Source organism: Klebsiella sp. WP4-W18-ESBL-05 (assembly GCF_014169075.1).
Classification (GTDB): Bacteria; Pseudomonadota; Gammaproteobacteria; order Enterobacterales; family Enterobacteriaceae; genus Kluyvera; species Kluyvera ascorbata_B.
Genome location: NZ_AP022057.1, coordinates 551,234 through 569,540, shown reverse-complemented (window position 1 = coordinate 569,540; position 18,307 = coordinate 551,234). Strand labels below are relative to the sequence as shown.

16 protein-coding genes are annotated in these 18,307 nt (G+C 56.3%); 4 read left to right on the top strand and 12 right to left on the bottom strand.

Features of this window, described 5'->3' with window-relative positions; all coding sequences use genetic code 11:
* The first annotated feature begins 299 nt into the window (after nucleotides 1-299).
* The 3 genes from argR to yhcN-B all read left to right on the top strand — a co-directional run bounded on the left by argR (nucleotide 300) and on the right by yhcN-B (nucleotide 1,792).
* Nucleotides 300-770 (top strand): transcriptional regulator ArgR, encoded by a 471-nt coding sequence (gene argR, locus H7R58_RS02785; RefSeq protein WP_035891195.1) that lies wholly within the window; start codon nucleotides 300-302, stop codon nucleotides 768-770.
* 375 nt (nucleotides 771-1,145) lie between these two features.
* Nucleotides 1,146-1,409 carry a peroxide/acid stress response protein YhcN gene (gene yhcN, locus H7R58_RS02780; RefSeq protein WP_106927309.1) on the top strand — a complete coding sequence of 88 codons (264 nt, stop codon included), beginning with the start codon at nucleotides 1,146-1,148 and terminating at the stop codon, nucleotides 1,407-1,409.
* A 116-nt stretch (nucleotides 1,410-1,525) separates the two neighbouring features.
* A complete protein-coding gene (gene yhcN-B, locus H7R58_RS02775; RefSeq protein ID WP_106927311.1) occupies nucleotides 1,526-1,792 on the top strand; it encodes a DUF1471 family stress response protein YhcN-B in 267 nt (88 codons plus the stop codon).
* Between the two features lie 53 nt (nucleotides 1,793-1,845).
* Here the strand turns inward: yhcN-B and H7R58_RS02770 are convergent, their stop codons facing one another.
* The 5 genes from H7R58_RS02770 to aaeX form a co-directional block, all read right to left on the bottom strand.
* Nucleotides 1,846-2,121, bottom strand: coding sequence for a barstar family protein (locus H7R58_RS02770; RefSeq protein WP_106927313.1), 276 nt, complete (start codon nucleotides 2,119-2,121; stop codon nucleotides 1,846-1,848).
* Between the two features lie 27 nt (nucleotides 2,122-2,148).
* Nucleotides 2,149-3,603, bottom strand: a complete 1,455-nt coding sequence (locus H7R58_RS02765; RefSeq protein ID WP_182929943.1) for an NAD-dependent succinate-semialdehyde dehydrogenase — start codon at nucleotides 3,601-3,603, stop codon at nucleotides 2,149-2,151.
* Between the two features lie 105 nt (nucleotides 3,604-3,708).
* Nucleotides 3,709-5,676: a p-hydroxybenzoic acid efflux pump subunit AaeB gene (gene aaeB / locus H7R58_RS02760; protein ID WP_106927318.1), complete on the bottom strand. Its 1,968-nt coding sequence runs from the start codon at nucleotides 5,674-5,676 to the stop codon at nucleotides 3,709-3,711.
* A gap of 5 nt (nucleotides 5,677-5,681) precedes the next feature.
* Complete coding sequence (gene aaeA, locus H7R58_RS02755) at nucleotides 5,682-6,614, bottom strand: p-hydroxybenzoic acid efflux pump subunit AaeA (protein WP_106927321.1); 933 nt, start codon at nucleotides 6,612-6,614, stop codon at nucleotides 5,682-5,684.
* A gap of 7 nt (nucleotides 6,615-6,621) precedes the next feature.
* Complete coding sequence (aaeX, locus tag H7R58_RS02750) at nucleotides 6,622-6,825, bottom strand: p-hydroxybenzoic acid efflux pump operon protein AaeX (protein WP_035891204.1); 204 nt, start codon at nucleotides 6,823-6,825, stop codon at nucleotides 6,622-6,624.
* 129 nt (nucleotides 6,826-6,954) lie between these two features.
* Here aaeX and aaeR point away from each other — a divergent pair, with 129 nt between their 5' ends.
* A complete protein-coding gene (gene aaeR / locus H7R58_RS02745) occupies nucleotides 6,955-7,881 on the top strand; it encodes an HTH-type transcriptional activator AaeR (RefSeq protein ID WP_106927323.1) in 927 nt (308 codons plus the stop codon).
* 89 nt (nucleotides 7,882-7,970) lie between these two features.
* Here the strand turns inward: aaeR and tldD are convergent, their stop codons facing one another.
* The 7 genes from tldD to mreB all read right to left on the bottom strand — a co-directional run bounded on the left by tldD (nucleotide 7,971) and on the right by mreB (nucleotide 18,024).
* The gene (gene tldD / locus H7R58_RS02740) at nucleotides 7,971-9,416 is read right to left on the bottom strand and encodes a metalloprotease TldD (protein WP_182929942.1); all 1,446 of its coding nucleotides are present in this window, start codon (nucleotides 9,414-9,416) and stop codon (nucleotides 7,971-7,973) included.
* Between the two features lie 100 nt (nucleotides 9,417-9,516).
* Nucleotides 9,517-13,323, bottom strand: a complete 3,807-nt coding sequence (yhdP, locus tag H7R58_RS02735; protein WP_182929941.1) for an AsmA2 domain-containing protein YhdP — start codon at nucleotides 13,321-13,323, stop codon at nucleotides 9,517-9,519.
* A 33-nt stretch (nucleotides 13,324-13,356) separates the two neighbouring features.
* Nucleotides 13,357-14,826: a ribonuclease G gene (gene rng / locus H7R58_RS02730; RefSeq protein ID WP_182929940.1), complete on the bottom strand. Its 1,470-nt coding sequence runs from the start codon at nucleotides 14,824-14,826 to the stop codon at nucleotides 13,357-13,359.
* Entirely contained in the window at nucleotides 14,816-15,409 is a 594-nt protein-coding gene (locus H7R58_RS02725; protein WP_182934586.1) for a Maf family protein, read from the bottom strand. The genes rng and H7R58_RS02725 overlap by 11 nt, the downstream gene beginning before the upstream one ends.
* Nucleotides 15,410-15,416: 7 nt before the next feature.
* On the bottom strand, nucleotides 15,417-15,905 hold the full coding sequence (gene mreD, locus H7R58_RS02720; protein WP_064541739.1) for a rod shape-determining protein MreD: 489 nt from the start codon (nucleotides 15,903-15,905) through the stop codon (nucleotides 15,417-15,419).
* Nucleotides 15,905-16,912 carry a rod shape-determining protein MreC gene (gene mreC / locus H7R58_RS02715; RefSeq protein ID WP_182929939.1) on the bottom strand — a complete coding sequence of 336 codons (1,008 nt, stop codon included), beginning with the start codon at nucleotides 16,910-16,912 and terminating at the stop codon, nucleotides 15,905-15,907. Before mreC ends, mreD begins: the two co-directional genes overlap by 1 nt.
* A gap of 68 nt (nucleotides 16,913-16,980) precedes the next feature.
* Complete coding sequence (gene mreB, locus H7R58_RS02710; protein ID WP_000913396.1) at nucleotides 16,981-18,024, bottom strand: rod shape-determining protein MreB; 1,044 nt, start codon at nucleotides 18,022-18,024, stop codon at nucleotides 16,981-16,983.
* Nucleotides 18,025-18,307: the final 283 nt, after the last annotated feature.

The following is an 18,307-nucleotide window of genomic DNA, read 5'->3' as shown; positions in this document are numbered from 1 at the left end:
CGGGCTATCCAACAGCATCCGCACTACTCCCAGAAAAAGGCCTTTCTACGAAACCAAACTTTCATCAACTATCGATTACAATATACTCAGCGAATTGGGTAAAACAACAGCAATTTAATAACATTTCATTCACTTTTAACTTATTTGGATCCCGTGATATAGGCATGTTTCTTAGGCCTGAATTTTGCTAAAATCCCGCCTTTCTGTATTTGCCCGGGTCTCCTGGAGCAAATTATTTTGCATAAATATTCGCCTATATGCATAATAATGTTAATTTCACCACCATAATCGGGTGACTTATGCGAAGTTCAACGAAACAAGAAGAATTAGTTAAAGCCTTTAAAGCATTACTGAAGGAAGAAAAATTCAGCTCTCAGGGCGAAATTGTTCAGGCCTTGCAGGAAGAAGGCTTCGATAATATTAACCAATCCAAAGTTTCTCGCATGCTGACCAAGTTTGGCGCCGTGCGTACCCGCAACGCCAAAATGGAAATGGTTTACTGTCTGCCGGCCGAACTGGGCGTGCCGACCACCACCAGCCCGCTGAAGAATCTGGTACTGGATATCGATTACAACGATGCCGTGGTGGTTATCCATACCAGCCCAGGCGCAGCGCAGCTGATTGCTCGTCTGCTGGACTCATTGGGCAAAGCAGAGGGCATTCTCGGCAGCATCGCCGGTGATGACACCATCTTCACGACGCCGGCCCGTGGCTTTACCGTAAAAGACCTCTATGAAGCCATCCAGGTTCTGTTCGAGCAGGAACTGTAAATCCTCCGCCGTTCTCCTCTGGACCACCAGAGGAGCTGCTTTTCCCGCCCTTCTCCACAGGTTCCACTGCCGTTTCGTTAGCATTTAGTGCGATTCTTCGACCTAACGCATAGATTCAGTGAATATATCCTTTACTCACCGCACGAAAAATCAAAAAACGATATCTTTTTGATTTTTCGCATTATTTTAACAAGACTTTGCCAGAATTTGGCTTTTTTTATACAAATCTGTTCTAAAAATGACGATTCCTGACGTCTAATTACAGACGAAACAATTAGCGGGGTATTAATATTTCATGTGATTAGTGTATACTTAATTTCGTGATGAGGGTCACAAAACAAAGACCTTCCAAAAAAATTCGACGAGGTGAGTATCATGAAAATCAAATCAACTGTTGCCGCTCTGAGCATCCTTTCCGTTATCTCATTTGGCGCGTTTGCCGCTGATTCTATCAACAGCGATCAGGCGCAAAATCGCCAGCCAATCGGCACCGTTTCTATCGGTTCCGTCGGTTCATCCCCGATGGATATGCACGAAATGCTGAACAAAAAAGCGGAAGAACAAGGTGCGTCATCCTATCGCATCATTGAAGCCCGTACCGGCGCTCACTGGCACGCAACAGCAGAACTGTACAAATAAGACAGCGCGCAGTTAAACGTCGGCAGTTTTAAAAGTTAACGACCCAGCGGTCCAGGAATCTGAAGTATGTCCTCTCACCGCTGAAGAATGAAAAATAAGGTGAGGAGTAAAGAATTATGAAAAGCGCAATGATCATCGCATCTCTTGGTCTGGCATCCGTACTGTCCTTTGGCGCCAGCGCAGCAGTGCATCAGGTAAACGCTGAACAAGCGCAAAACCTGCAATCCATGGGCACCGTATCTGTCTCTCAGGTTGGCAGTGACCCAATGGATATGCGCAGCGCATTAGCCGCTAAAGCAGAAAAAGAAGGTGCCAGCAGCTACCGCGTAATTGAAGCCCGTACCGGCGACCATTGGCACGCTACGGCTGAGCTGTACAAATAAACCCTCGTCGTCTTGTCCGACGACTTGCCCTCGCCCTTATGCGAGGGCTTTTTTTATCCGCGCTGAACGTTAAAGCGCAGCATCCCTTCCAGCTCTTCTTCCGCTTCATCAAACAGCAGAATCAGCGCACCGTAGCGGCGGCGCTGCTTTTCGCTCAGATGGCTAAACTCGATCTCCAGCGGCAGCGGCATGTGTGGCCCCGTGACCACGCTCCACAGCGCGTCTAAATCGCGAATAGACTCACGATCGAGGGCAAAGAGTCGGGCGAACTCTCGATAAAAATCGCCCTGATCCTCTATCTCGTCAAAATCAAAAGTATAGATTTTCATCTCACGCCCCCTTCCCAGCCAACAAGCTTAAAGTCCCCCGATGTGCAGCGTTTTCACCTCAAGGTACTCTTCCAGACCCAGCACCGAACCTTCACGTCCCAATCCGGACTCTTTCACACCGCCGAACGGCCCCAGTTCGGTGGATACCGCACATTCGTTAATGCCAATCATCCCGCTCTCCAGCGCCTGCGCGACGCGGAAGACGCGTGGCAGGTTCTGGGTATAGAAGTAGGCGGCCAGGCCATAAGGGGTATTATTCGCCCGCTGAATGACCTCTTCTTCATCCTGAAAACGGAAACAGGCCGCCAGCGGTCCAAAGGTTTCTTCCTGCGCCAGCAGCATGTGTTCGTTGCAGTCTCCGAGCACCGTCGGCTGCCAGAAATTCCCTCCCAGCGCATGCGACTGCCCGCCGACCAGCACCTGTGCGCCTTTCGCAACGGCATCTTCCACGTGTTCACGTACCTTCCTGACCGCCGCAGGCTCGATGAGTGGGCCAACCACCACGCCATCATCCAGGCCATTGCCCACCTTCAGCGCCTTCACGGCGTCAGCAAGCTGGCGGGTGAAGCGGTCATAGACGCTGTCATGAATATAAAAACGGTTCACGCTGACGCACACCTGCACGGCGTTACGGAACTTATTCGCTACCGCCCCCTGAACGGCTGCGTCGATATCGGCATCCTCAAACACGATATAAGGCGCGTTGCCGCCCAGTTCCATCGATACCTTCTTCATCGTTTCCGCCGCGTTGCGGACCAACGTTTTCCCAACCGACGTCGAGCCGGTGAACGAGATTTTGCGTACCTCGTGGCTGGCCATAATCGCGTCGCTGATTTCCTGCGTATTACCCGCAACGGCGTTCAGTACGCCATCGGGAATACCGGCCTTTTTCGCCAGCGTCAGCAGTGCAAATGCACAAAGCGGTGTGTTATTCGCCGGCTTTATCACGCCAGTACAGCCCGCGGCCAGCGCGGGTCCTAGCTTACGCGTGAGCATCGCCATCGGGAAATTCCACGGTGTAATCGCCGCGACGACGCCAATTGGCTCCCGCGTAGCCAGAATTCGCGAACCGGGTTTTGCCGGAGGAATGATTTCACCGTTCGCCCGTTTTCCCTGTTCGGCAAACCACTGAATGAAGCTTGCCGCATAGTCCACTTCGCCTTCCGCCTCTTTCAGCGGCTTCCCCTGTTCAATGGTCATGAGCTGCGCCAACCAGCTTTTATGCTCAACGATCAGCTGATACCAGCGGTAAAGCAACTCTGAACGCGCTTTCGCCGTTTTGGCCCGCCAGAGCGGGAACGCGTTTGCCGCTGCTGCAATCGCCTGCTCGGTTTCTGTTTTCCCAGCCTTCGCCACCTTTGCCACCACATCGCCCGTTGCCGGGTTCAGCACATCAAAGGTCGCATCAAGACGGCGCCATTCACCGTTGACCAGGTAACCGGTTTGAAAAAGCTCGTTGTCCTGTAGCGCTTGCGTGGTCATTACACCCTCCTGAAAAGTGTTTCCAGTTAAGTATAGACAGCGCTTTTGCGGGGATAGGAAGTGAAAGGGAAAGATCCCGACCTCGTATCGACGTCGGGAGTCCGATTAATGAATGGTTAACGCACTTTGATACTTGTGCAGCATCGCCACCAGCCGCTCAACCGGCTGTGTCACCTGGACTGGTGCTTCCCACACCCGCAGCTTTTGCTGGTACACCTCAAGCTCTTCAAGCAGACGCGAGAAGTAGTAGCGGCGCTTATCATCGCTGCTCGCCGAAATCACCCGATCGGCGGTACGGCGCAGCTGGCGGTGGAACGCCGACAGGTCATCGTTGATAGGGATCGGCGCATCGCGCAGGCGCTGGTGCGCAATAATGAGCGTCAGCGCAAGACGGAACTTGGCAATATCACCCGGGAACTTGTTGAGCAGCAAAAAGAGCTGCTGATAGAGCGCCGGCAGGTGATTCTCTTTACGCCGCGCCATATTGGTGGTCATCGCCGAGACGGCGGCAAACACAAACTGGTTCAGCAGCACCCGACCGGTACGCAGACGCGAGTTATCGCGGATCAACAGGATCACAATCAGCGCCATAAAGCAGCCGACAATTTGCCCCAGCGCGCTGTCGAGAAACTGGCTGAAGTGGAAGGTCATCGGATTATCGAGCACCAGAATGTTGATGGTACTGGCCAACGCGCCGAGCGACCCCAGCCGACGCTTCTGTACTTCAATGCCGATAAAGAAGCACATCACCGCCAGACTCAGGCACAGCAGCAGCATACTTTGCTGTGTGGCGGGCATAATGACCAGGAAGTAGAGCGACCCGATCGGTAACGCGGCAATCGTGCCGTAAAGAAAGTCAATCGCCACCATGCGCGGGTTGGGCAGACGCATCGCCAGCGAGGTCACTACCGCGATCATCACCATCGCCCCGCTGCCGGAGGTCCAGCCGGTCCACAGCCAGAACAGGATCCCCAGCGCGCAGGAGACGGTGGTACGCCAGAAGTTAACCATCGCGTGATGGCGTTCGGCCGACTCGGGACGCACCACCACTTCGCTTTGCAGAATTTCTTCTTCCCGGGCGCTGATTTTCGCGTTGCCAATCACCCCGCGCTTCAGCAACAGATAGCGCGTGGCGGCGCCCACCCAGCTGTAAATCGTCACCGGCGTATCGTGCTCACCGGTCCACGCCAGCACCCGGCGCATACGTTTAAGCTGACGGTGTACGTCCTGCACCGTTTCGACCGGTTCAGCAAACAGTTCGCGATAGGCATCCGTCACCAGCTCCGGCCGCGAGTTTTGCATAATAAACGTTTCACAGGCTTGGGTGATCATCGTCAGCGATACGGTATTCAATGCCTTCAGACGACGGTTGGCGCGCACCCAGCGTGAGGATTCCATATTGAGGTTGCTGCGCATGCCCTCCATCGCGGTGGCGCGACGCACCAGCGCGTGCCAGGCGCGGTCCATTTCATCGCTGTCGCCATGCTTGATGCACAACTGCATCAGGCGATACTGATCGACGAGCATGGCATCCAGTTCGTGATCGATCTCTTTTTTGATCGAGCGCGGTGAAAACAGCAGATCCGCAACGATCGCACAAACGATACCGATCACGATCTCGCTGCAGCGTTCGACGGCAAACTGCGGCGTGAGCAGCGGCTCGGACTGAATAGTGATGACAATAATGAGCGCGGTATAGCCGGAAAGCCCCCAGGCATAGGAGTTCTCGACGCGTACCAGCGATGAGATCCAGGTACAGAACCCGGCCCAGATACTGCACACCAGCAGCATCAGCAGCGGTGCGCGGATCATGGTGATAATGATCGCCAGCGCGGCGATACAGCCGATAAAGGTGCCGACGATACGCAGCATCCCGCGATAGCGAATGGCCCCCGCATAAGGTTCCCCACCGGCTGCAAACGCGGGGCCAGCGGCGACAATCGCCGCCGTCAGTACCGCCCAGCGGGGCGTTTCAAGCTGAAAATGAAAGCCGACAAACAGCGCCAGCACCACCGCGCAGGCCAGCTTGATGGCAAAGCGGATGTGCTGGTTGGCAATACTGAAGATGCCCATGACGATTAACCGAATTCACGCAGGCGCAGCGCCAGTTTCTGGAAGAAGGTCATCTGGCGCGCATCGCGATCCTTCGCACCGGTGATCACCACCGTCGCGGTTGTCCCCGCGGGCCATAGGTTGCCCGGCTCGTCATCAAGATGGATACGTACCGGCACGCGCTGCGCCAGACGCACCCATTCCAGGTTAGAGTCAATGGTGGCCATCCCCTTGCTGTCAACGCTGCTGCTGGCGTTGGTCACACCCGCCGCCACGCTATCAACGGTGCCTTTCAGTACTCGGTTGCTGCCCAGCGGGGTAATTTCCGCACGATAACCGGGACGTACGTGCTCGAGCTTGGTTTCTTCCAGGTAGGCCATCACGTAGAAAGAGTGCTGTTTAACGAGCGCTACCGCCGTCGAGCCACGGGTAATAAATTCACCGGCATACACGTTCAGGTTGGTCACCCAGCCGTCGGCCGGGGCGCGGATCACGGTACGATCGAGGTCAAGACGCGCCAGGTCACGCGTGGCCTGTGCTTTCGCCAACTGGTGCAGAACGGTTTGCAGCACGTTATTCGACTGATCGATTTCTTCGCGCGACATGGCGCTGACGCCCAGCTGGTTACGACGGCTGGCTTCACGCCCTTTTTCAGCGGCCAGCGCCTGATAATAGGCCACATCCGCTTCCGCTTCCGCGAGCGCCTTCTGATAACGCGGCTGGTCGATAACAAACAGCACCTGATTTTTGCTAACCAGTTGGTTATCCTTAACCTGTACCCCGGTAATCAGGCCCGAAACGTCAGGGGCAATCGCCACGACGTCCGCGCTAAAGCGAGCGTCACGCGTCCAGGGTGATTCGGTGTAATAGACCCAGGCGCGAAAGATTGCGATGAACGCCAGGATGACCAGTATCACCGTAATGGCGGTACGGGATAGATTTCTTGTTAGTGTTTTCACATCCACCTCAAACGAACAAACGTGATATCAAATAAAACAGGCAGCAATAAAGCGCGGTGTTGAACAACGCAGGATGCCAGACAAAATCGTAGATCCCGGTTGGCGTCAGCACGCGACGCACCAGCCAAAAAATGGCGAGCGATAAGAGCAGCTCAAAGAAGATCGGCGGAAAAGAGAGACCGAAAATCACGATGACAGGAAACAGGCTCATGTTGACCTTACTAGACTAGCGTGCAGGTGAGATTGGAACTTTAGTTATTCAACTAACAGTATATTAACGTAACTGTTATAGCCTTATCTACATAGTGTGATGCAAATCACTTTTAAGCCAGAGTGAACAATGGAACGACTAAAACGGATGTCGGTATTTGCCAAGGTTGTCGAGCAAGGCTCCTTTACCGCCGCGGCCCGGCAGCTACAAATGAGCGTATCTTCCATCAGCCAGACTGTCTCTAAACTGGAAGATGAGCTCCAGGTCAAGCTGCTTAACCGCAGCACGCGGAGCATTGGCCTCACCGAAGCCGGTAAAATTTACTACCAGGGCTGCCGGCGTATGCTGTTCGAAGTCCAGGACGTTCACGAGCAGCTTTACGCTTTTAACAATACGCCGATCGGTACGCTGCGCGTCGGCTGCTCTTCAACTATGGCACAAAATGTTCTCGCCAGGATCACCGCCGATATGTTGAAAGAGTACCCTGGCCTGACCGTGAACCTGGTGACAGGGATCCCCGCACCGGACCTGATTGCCGATGGCCTGGACGTGGTGATCCGCGTGGGGGCGCTGCAGGATTCCAGCCTCTTCTCGCGCCGCCTCGGCGCGATGCCGATGGTGGTCTGTGCGTCAAAAAAATACCTCGCACAGTATGGCGTGCCCGAAAAACCGGCCGACCTGAGCAACCATTCATGGCTGGAATATAGCGTCCGTCCGGATAACGAATTTGAGCTGATAGCGCCCGAAGGGATATCCACCAAGCTGCTGCCACAAGGTCGGTTTGTCACCAACGATCCGATGACCATCTCACGCTGGCTGGTTGCCGGTGCCGGCATTGCCTACGTGCCGCTGATGTGGGCGATCAATGAGATCAACAGCGGCGAGCTGGAGATCTTATTCCCACGCTATCAGTCCGATCCTCGCCCGGTATATGCGCTGTATACCGAAAAGGACAAGCTGCCGCTGAAGGTGCAGGTCTGTATTAACTATCTGACCGACTATTTTGTGGAAGTGGCGAGACTGTTCCAGGGAATGCGGGGGAGAAGTAAAGAATAGCGATAGGCCCGATAAGCGTTGCGCCATCGGGCATTTCGGACGTTGTCATCCGTCTCAATGCACCTCACAAGGAGGTGCATTTTTTCAGATCAGGCGGTACCGCCCACCGTTAAATTATCGACCTTCAGCGTCGGCTGGCCGACGCCCACCGGCAGGCTCTGGCCTTCTTTACCGCAGACGCCCACGCCGTTATCCAGCTTCAGATCGTTACCGACCATCGACACCTGCTGCATGGTTTCAATACCGGAGCCAATCAGCGTTGCCCCTTTCACCGGCTTGGTCACCTTACCGTTTTCAATCAGGTAGGCTTCCGAGGTCGAGAACACAAACTTACCGGAGGTGATATCGACCTGGCCGCCGCCAAAGTTAGGCGCATACAGGCCGTACTCCACGGATTCAATAATTTCCTGCGGCGTCGATTTCCCGGCCAGCATATAGGTATTGGTCATGCGCGGCATTGGCAGGTGCGCATAGGATTCACGACGGCCGTTACCGGTTGGCGCGACGCCCATCAGGCGCGCATTGAGCTTATCCTGCATATAGCCTTTCAGAATACCGTTTTCGATCAGCACGTTGTACTGACCCGGCGTACCTTCATCATCGATTGCCACAGAACCACGGCGATCGCCAAGGGTGCCGTCATCAACGATAGTACACAGCTCGGAAGCCACCAGTTGACCCATCTGACCGCTGAAGACCGACGTTCCGCGACGGTTAAAGTCGCCTTCCAGCCCGTGCCCTACCGCTTCGTGCAGCAGCACGCCCGGCCAGCCCGCCCCCAGAACAACCGGCAGGGTTCCCGCAGGCGCAGCCACCGCAGACAGGTTGACCAGCGCCATACGTACGGCTTCTTTCGCCCACGCATCGGCGCGCACCTCACCGTCGAGATCGGCAAGGAAGTAGTCATAGCCAAAACGACCGCCGCCGCCGCTGGCACCGCGCTCGCGCTTACCCTCTTCTTCGACCTGCACGCTAACAGACAGACGCACCAGCGGGCGCACATCCGCCGCCAGCGTGCCGTCGGTGGAGGCCACCAGAATCAGCTCATAGACGCCGGTCAGGCTGGCTGTCACTTCCTGCACGCGCGAATCCGCCGCACGCGCAACGCTGTCCACGCGGCGCAAAATATCCAGCTTCTCTTCACGGGTCATACTCTGCAGCGGATCGAGAGAGGTATAGAGCGCAGGATGTTCTACCGCGCCGAGCGTCTGCACTTTGCCATCGCCCGCGTCGCGCACAATAGTCCGCGCAGCCTGTGCGCTCTGTTCCAGCGCCAGCAGGCTTATCTGGTCAGCATAGGCAAAGCCCGTTTTCTCGCCGCTAACGGCACGGACGCCGACGCCCTGATCGATATTATAAGAGCCGTCTTTGATGATGCGGTCTTCTAAAACCCAGGATTCGTGATAGCTGGACTGAAAATAGAGATCGCCATAGTCCAGCCGACGCTCCGTGAGTTGACCAAGAATGGCAAACAGATCCTGATGATTCAGGCCGTTCGCCGCCAGCAATTGTTCACTTACCAGGTTTAGACTCATTATTTCGCTACTCGTTAATGCCCGCTTGCCTGACGCACGGCGGGCCTGTATTCCGGGTGTTTGTCGTATGAGATTGAGGCAATTTGAGGCTTGCGTCAAATCATGGCTTTTTATCGCTGCGCGCCTGGCGCAGCACTTCGTTAATTTGCGGCTTGTCGATTGGACCGGTGATGCGGTAGCGCAGGATCGACACCTTGTTCCACAGCGGTCCCAGCACTTTCGTCGCGGCAAACACCGCTGCGCCGATAATCGGGTTCACCGCGAAGGCGGTCGCAACGCCGACCGTCGCCGAGATTTCCGGCGCGACGATCGCTTCCATATTCAGCTCGCGGCGCACCAGGTTAACCGAACCTTTCATGGCGATATCGGCCTCCAGACCGTCCACCAGCGTATCGTCGGTGTTCAGCACCCCGTCTTTAATCCAGGCGGTGCTGCGGATGGAGTCAAAGTAAAAACCTTCGCTGAAGGTGTCGCTAAAGTCAAAGCGCAGCTTGCGCAGCAGCGCATCTACGCTCAGCAGGCGCAGCAGCTGCCCGGCATGGCCGGTAGAAATATCGGTAAACTGGCCCTTGCTGAGGTGTGTCTTAAGAATACCATTCAGCGAAGCGACATCAGGCTGCCACGGTTTATCGCGCCAATGTAAATCGTAGTCGACATCAACGGCGGCGTCGCGAATTGGCGTAGACACGCCGAAGAAAGCGACGGCATCATCAACGTTTTTGCCATGGATTTTCCCCTTCAGCGAGGTACGCTGCTCGGCGGGCGCATTCACCCATAAGCCGTCGGCGGTCAGGCGCCCGAAGCCGGTATCGATCAGGCCGTTTGCCAGCGATAGCGTATCGCCTTTTACGCTGAAATCACCGTCGATACGCCCGTATTTCTGCCCCCACAGCCAGCATTCCGCACAGCGCAGCTGGAGATCCGGCCAGCCGTGGAAATCAATCTGGCTCGCGGCGCTTGCGCTACCCGTGGTAGATACACCAGCCGTCTGCGCCAGCGGGTTAGCCGATGGGTTGTAGTAGAGATAGCGCACCGCGGCCTGCCACGGCGCGCCGTTTTTCATGGTCAGGCTGGCGTTAATTTCACGCCCCTGCGCTTCAACCTGTTTGCCTTCAGCCGTTGGCCTGGAGACCAGGCTCAGGTTATTCCACTGCTGGCCAGCAAAGGTGAGCGATGGCGTACGCAGCGTCACGCTTTCCGGGAAAGCAGCGGCCGAACTCACGCTGTCCGCCGCGCCGTGCTGGAACAGCGCCAGCCACTGCGCGCCGTCCATCGGTGGCAGGTTCAGCTCAATCCCCGGAGTTTGCGGCAACGGCGGCACTGTACGGCTATCCGACGTCAGAATGGCGCTCTCCAGCGCCAGCTTATTGCCCAACCGCCAGCGGCTGTTGATATGATTGCCAGGGCCAACGCTGCCGGTCAGATCGAAACTGCGTAGATTCCCGTCGACGTTAATCTTCAGCGGCAGCGCCTGACCCGCTGCTTTATCCGCCGGAGGCGGTAAGCTACTGCTCATATTTTGCAGGTCGCCGGTGATACCCACCTTGTAGGTGGCACCACTATGATACGGTAGCTCAATGGCAACGTTGCCTTTCCACGGTACGCTGCCCTTCAGCGCATCGTTAAGCTGCCGCGGCAGTACCCCGGTTTTTGCCGGCTGCCAGTCGGCCTGCATATTGACGCCCACCTGATAGGCTTTGGCGCCTTCGGTGGTCGTAAAATCAACTTTAAGCGGCTGATTAAACCAGGTTGCGGTCAACGGCTCGCTGGTGAGGTTACCGTTCTCAAAGCTGAACGCGCCTTTCAGGTTGTGCAGCGTGCTGTCCAGCGGCTTGATAAACAGACTGTTGTTATTGAGCGCGACTTTGCCTTTCGCGGTGACCAGCTCGCCGTCGAGCGGGATATCAAGATGTAAGCGAGCGCTTACATCACCATCTATCTGCAGCTCCTCAAGCGCCGCCGCCAGCGAATCGTGCAGCGGGGTATCCTGGAAATACGGGCCAACCGCCTTACCCGGACCATTGATATCAGCATCAATCAGCAGCTTTTCTTTCTCATAGTCCGGAATGGCCGCCTCAAGATTGCTGGCCATCACGCCGCCGAGCGCCGCTTTGTCGGCCTTCATCCACAGGCCATCGTTGATAAAGTTGAGCTCAATATTGAGGTTGGTCAACGCCGGCCAGTCAGGCTGGAAGGCAAAGGTCGCGTCATGCAGCGGAACGTAGACCTGGAACTGGCCCTCGTTGTGCTTATAGGGGAACAGATGCGGATTACCGCCGTACACCAGCGTCGCGTTTTCCGCCTTTCCGGCTTTAATGGCGCCGCTCAGGTAGTCGACCAGCTTGGTACCCATCAGGTTTTCCGGGAAATAGCGCCATGCCTGGCCACCGTCGTCGGTGCTGATACCGGCAAGAATCCCCAGCCAGGGCTGATCGTCTTTCGGCTGCAGGTAGCGGAAGCCGCCCGCCGCGCGCACGCCGGTCGCCTGCACGTCGATATTGCGCCCGTCCAGCATAAAGCCGCGATCGTCATTGACCCAGTTCAGGGTCGCCGTACCGTCCGCAATTTCCAGCGGCGCACGGAAAACGTGCTCGTAGGGCATCAGCGCTTTTTGCATCGCCACGCGCAGCGTGCCGTTCTCGACGCTCCCGGCCACGCTGCCGGAGACATGTTCAGCGCCGGGCAGAAGTTTCCATTGCTTCCACGCCAGCCCATCCCAGCTCGCGTTAAAGCGCGTTTTTCCGGCGTCCTGAAGCGGGATATCGACAGCCAGCGCATCAATCATCCCCGTCGGCTGCGCGGTGTGCCAGATATCGGCGACGTCCGGCGAGATCCTGGCGGCGATCGGCAACAGGCCATTAAGCCCGGCCAACGACAAATGGCTGGCACGAATGCGCAGTTCATCGCTACGCTGATGATCCTTGCCGCCCACTTCCTGCGCGGGAATCCACGCCAGCGCCAGCGCGCCGCGCGGCCACGGCGTATCGTCGATGGTGATGCGAGTATCAGGGATCCGCAGCTCCCAGCCTTCCTTTTCCCGCGACAGATGCGCGGTGAGGTTATCCACCGACAGCCGATGCGTCTGCGCGTCGCCCTGCCAGCTGGCGCCGCCCTTTTTCAGCCACACGTCGCCGCTGGCGATCTCGCCCTTGTCCACCGACGCCCAGCCCTCAAGGCTAAAGCGGGCGCTGGTCAGCGCGATATTGTCCTGCATCCACTGGCCCAGCCACGGCTTCACGTCGATATCGTCGGCCTGCAGCCACAGCCGCCCTTTGTTCAGCAGGCCATTTTCGTCGCGCAGATCCATGCGAACCTTCATCACCCCGTGCTGGCCGGTGAGGCTGGACAGGCTCAGTTCGCCTTCGGCACGGTGACGATTTTTATCGTTCACCCACGTCAGCTGCGGAACCGCCAGCTCGGCGCGCTGGCCGGAGAGAGTCAGGAAGCTAAGGTGGCTATCGCGCAGGGTAAAATGATCAAACTGGCGCAGAAACAGATCGCTGATACGGTCGCCCTTAAGGCCACCGTCGCCGTCGTTATTCTGCAGCGGGGTATTGGTGCGGACCTGCAGCTGCCAGAAGGTCAGCTCGCGAAATTGCCAGCGCAGGTGCAGCAGGCTCTGCCAGACATCCAGCGCCATCGAGGCACGTTTAATGGAGAGTTCGCCGCCGTCGTTCAGCCCGGCCTTGATGTCACGAACCTCAAGCGTCGGACCGAAGGTCTGCCAGTTGGCCTGAATTTGTGAAGCAGAGACGGGCAGCCCGGTGGCGGCTTCAATTTTCGCCAGCAGCGTCGGGCGCCATTGGTCCAGATGCGGCAAGGCAAGACGCAGGCCGCTCACCAGCAGCGCGACAATGACAATCAGTGTAGCAACGGTGAGCAGTAGTATCCCCGGCAATCGCCTCACGCATCTCTCCTTGGGTTGCAGCAGGCTGCGTTATTACATCATGACCACATCGAACTGCTCCGGGTTATAGAGCGGTTCAATCTGTACTTTTACCTGCTTGCCGACAAATATTTCGACTTCCGCCAGCGCATGGGACTCTTCGCCCTTCAGCGTTTCCGCCACAGATGGAGAAGCATAGACCAGGAAACGATCAGAGTCGTAGGCATGATGCACGCGCACAATTTCACGCATGATTTCGTAGCACACCGTTTCGACCGTCTTCACCGTACCGCGACCGTGACAGGTCGGGCATTCCGTGCACAGCACATGCTCAACGCTTTCGCGGGTGCGCTTGCGGGTCATCTCAACCAATCCGAGCGGCGAGAAACCGTTGACGCTGGTTTTGACGCGGTCTTTGCTCAGCGCCTGCTCCAGCGAATGCAGCACGCGACGACGGTGGTCTTCGTTATTCATATCGATAAAATCGATGATGATAATCCCGCCGAGGTTACGCAGGCGCAGCTGGCGAGCAATCGCCTGGGTCGCTTCAATGTTGGTATTGAAGATGGTGTCATCGAGATTACGGTGGCCAACGAAGGCTCCGGTATTAATGTCGACGGTGGTCATGGCCTCGGTCTGGTCGATAACCAGATAGCCACCTGACTTGAGTTCTACTTTACGCTCCAGCGCACGCTGGATTTCATTCTCAACATCGAAGAGATCAAAGATAGGCTGGCGACCGCTGTAGTGCTCAAGCTTATTGGTCATTTCAGGCATATATTCAGCCGTAAATTCCATTAACGCTTCGTAGGTCAAACGCGAGTCAACGCGAATTTTATCCAGTTGGGCGTCAGCAAAGTCGCGCAGCACACGCTGCGCCAGCGCCAGTTCACCGTACATCTGGTAGCGGGTCTGCGGGCGCTTTTTGCGCTCCATCACTTTGGTCCAGACGCGTTTAAGGTAGGCGGCATCTGAGGCTAAGTCCTCTTCACACACGCCTTCTGCCGCCGTACGAATAATAAAGCCGCCCTGCTCATCGCAGTATTCGGCCACCACCTTCTTTAGGCGCTCGCGTTCGGCTTCGCTTTCAATACGCTGCGACACGCCGACGTGCGAGGCACCCGGCATAAACACCAGATAGCGGGAGGGTAAGGTAATGTCAGTGGTCAGACGCGCGCCTTTGGTGCCCAGCGGATCTTTTACCACCTGCACCATCAGATCCTGGCCCTGGCGTACCAGCTCGGAGATGTCGCGCACGGTGAATTGTTTTTGTTCTTCGCCGGCGACACATTCGGTGTGCGGCATGATATCGGAGGCGTGAAGGAACGCCGCCTTATCCAGACCAATATCTACAAAAGCCGCCTGCATACCCGGCAAGACCCGACTGACACGACCTTTGTAGATATTGCCTACTATTCCGCGTCGCGCTTCACGCTCAATATGAATTTCCTGCAAAATGCCGCCGTCGATATACGCCACCCGCGTCTCCGATGGCGTCACGTTAACTAATAATTCAGCCGTCATGTTTATCCCTTTTTTCACGTAGCGAGTTAAAGTTACTCAGCAACTCATACGTTTCCACCAGCGGTAAGCCGACTACGGCGTGATAGCTGCCATTGATCTTCCTGACGAAACAGCCACCCAACCCTTGAATACCGTATGCACCTGCTTTATCTAAAGGTTCTCCGCTCGCAACATACGCTGCGATATCATCATCAGAGAGCGTCCGGAAGGTCACCTCGGTGACCACCAGACAGTCGAGCGTGTGCTGGCGGTCAGCCAGCGCAACGGCGGTCATCACCTGATGGGTATTCCCTGAGAGCATACGCAGCATAGCGGCTGCATGTGCTTCATCGCGCGGTTTCTCCAGCACTTCACCGTTAAGGATAACAATGGTATCCGCCCCCAGAACCGGGCGATCCTTACACACGAGGGCAACGCCCGCCTGCGCTTTTTCTCGCGCCAGCCGCGCCACGTAGTGCTGAGCCTCCTCATGAGGACGGCGCACTTCTTCAATACCCGGAACCACTTTCTCAAACGAGATGCCAAGCTGAGTAAGCAGTTCCTGGCGACGCGGGGAACCTGAAGCAAGATAGAGAGATACCATAACGACCTTATTGAACGGCAAATTGCTGACGAACTTTACGCATCAGTAGAAATATCCATGGCCAAAGCACGCCGTTTACTACACTACTCCAGAACACTTCAGGTCGGAAAGAGACGTTGATCACTAAAAACTCTGCCCAGAAAACAATAATATCCGTCGCGAGCGAGAGTAGCATAACGACCAGCGCCTGCTGCCAGAGCGCCAGGTTGCGGAACAGCTGATACTTTAGCGCCACCAGATACGCCACAATGCTCAACGACAGCGCGCGCACGCCGAGCGTTGAACCACTGATCAGATCCAGTATGGCACCCATCACGAAGCCCGTGCCCACATTCACCCGGTGCGGTAGCGCCAGCGACCAGTAAAGCAGAATAAGCAGGACCCAGTTCGGCCGGAAAACCGTGAGGTCATCCGGCCAGGGCATAACTTGTAGCAACAGTGCGATAAGAAACGAGAGCCAGATTACCCAGCGTCCCTGGCTACGGTAACTTGCCACTATTGCCCTCCTGAGGGGAGCTGAGGTGGCGGCGTATCCGCAGAGGGGGCGGTCATGCCGGTTGCTGGCGCAGGCAGCTGTGGCCCCATCGCTTCCGGCGACGGCAGCACCTGCGGCATCATCTGCATCAGGCGTTCGTTAGCAACGCGATGTACCTCTTCCGGGGTCATCGGGTTAGTGCCATTCCGATCGGCGCCCCACAGCAGCAGCAGATAGCGCAGACGCTGCAGGCCCGCCGTTGGGCGCGCTTGAATAACGGTATAGGCACGCTGAGTGTCCAGCTTAACCGACGAGACAACGCCGACCGGATACCCTTCCGGGAATCGGCCGCCCAGACCGGAGGTAACCAGCACATCGCCGACGCGAATGTCGGTGTTGGCCGGCAGATGCTCCAGCTGTAAATCGTCGGTGCAGCCGTTACCGGCGGCAATCACGCGGATATCGTTACGCAGCACCTGAATCGGCAACGCGTGGGTTGCATCGCAAATCAGCAGCACGCGGCTGGTCAGTTTTGCCACAGCGACAACCTGACCCACAACGCCTTTGTCGCTGATGACCGGCTGGCCTTCATAGACGCCGTTGACGGTGCCTTTATCGATAACAACCTGATCGCTGTACGGATCGTTAACCGTTGAGATCACCTGCGTCACCATTTTTTGTTCGTCCTGGCGCAGCGGTGAACCTAACAGTTCGCGTAAACGGGCATTTTCCTGTTTGTACTGACCCAGCATCAGCAGGTCGCTGTTTTTCAGCAGCAGCTCCTGACGTAATGCGCGGTTTTCAAGCTCGAGCTGGTCGCGTGATGCCAGCGTTTGCGAGACGCTATCGAGCAGTTCACGGGGACCATTAGAAACAAAATAGAAAGGACTGACGGCAGTATCCATGTATGTTCGGATTTGACTGAACATACCCAGGCGGCTGTCGGCGATAATGACACCCAGCGCCACCAGCACCGCCAGAATAAGGCGAATCTGCAGCGACGGGCCACGGCTAAAAATGGGCTTCATAGGCTATGCGTATTCTCGTGTCAGTGAAATTAAGGGTAGCCTGCTGGCTACCCTGAACCTCATGCTGACTACTCTTCGCTAAACAAATCGCCGCCGTGCATGTCGATCATTTCCAGCGCCTTGCCGCCGCCGCGCGCTACGCAGGTCAGCGGATCTTCAGCAACGACAACTGGAATACCGGTTTCTTCCATCAGCAGGCGATCGAGGTTGCGCAGCAGCGCGCCGCCGCCGGTCAGCACCATACCGCGTTCGGAGATGTCGGAAGCCAGTTCTGGCGGGCACTGTTCCAGTGCAACCATCACGGCGCTTACGATACCGGTCAGCGGTTCCTGCAGCGCTTCAAGAATTTCATTGGAGTTCAGCGTGAAGCCACGCGGAACACCTTCTGCCAGGTTACGGCCACGGACTTCGATTTCACGCACTTCGTCACCCGGGTAAGCGGAGCCGATTTCGTGCTTGATACGTTCTGCGGTCGCTTCACCGATCAGAGAGCCGTAGTTACGACGAACGTAGTTGATGATCGCTTCGTCGAAGCGGTCGCCGCCGATACGGACAGAGGAAGAGTAAACCACGCCGTTCAGAGAGATAACGGCGACTTCGGTAGTACCACCACCGATATCCACAACCATAGAACCGGTTGCTTCAGAAACCGGCAGACCCGCACCGATTGCCGCAGCCATCGGTTCTTCAATCAGGAAGACTTCACGGGCGCCAGCGCCCTGAGCGGATTCACGGATTGCGCGGCGTTCAACCTGGGTTGCGCCAACCGGCACACAAACCAGCACGCGCGGGCTCGGGCGCATAAAGCTGTTGCTGTGAACCTGTTTGATGAAGTGCTGGAGCATTTTCTCGGTCACGAAGAAGTCAGCGATAACGCCGTCTTTCATCGGACGAATGGCCGCGATGTTGCCCGGCGTACGGCCCAGCATCTGTTTAGCGTCATGACCTACGGCGGCCACGCTTTTCGGTGAACCGGCACGATCCTGACGAATGGCGACCACGGAAGGCTCATTCAATACGATGCCTTGTCCTTTTACGTAAATCAGGGTATTCGCGGTACCCAGGTCAATGGACAGGTCATTGGAAAACATGCCACGAAATTTTTTCAACATACTAAGGGATAATCCTGAAAGCTGGGGCGGAAAACAAAATCCGCTTACTTTACCAACCACACGCAGCAGCGACAAGGCGCAAAAATCATCTGCAACGGTGAAAATTAGTGCAGTTCGTTACCTTTGTTACAAATCCAACCTGACTCCTTCAGTGCAGGGAGACTCACTGCCGCTCCTTCCTGGATTTGTACCTGTCAAAGGACCTCACATGCATGGTGCGTCTTTTTTTCCGGCGAGCAGACATGCACACCCCCAGAAAAAACCGCGCGCGTTATTCTACGTG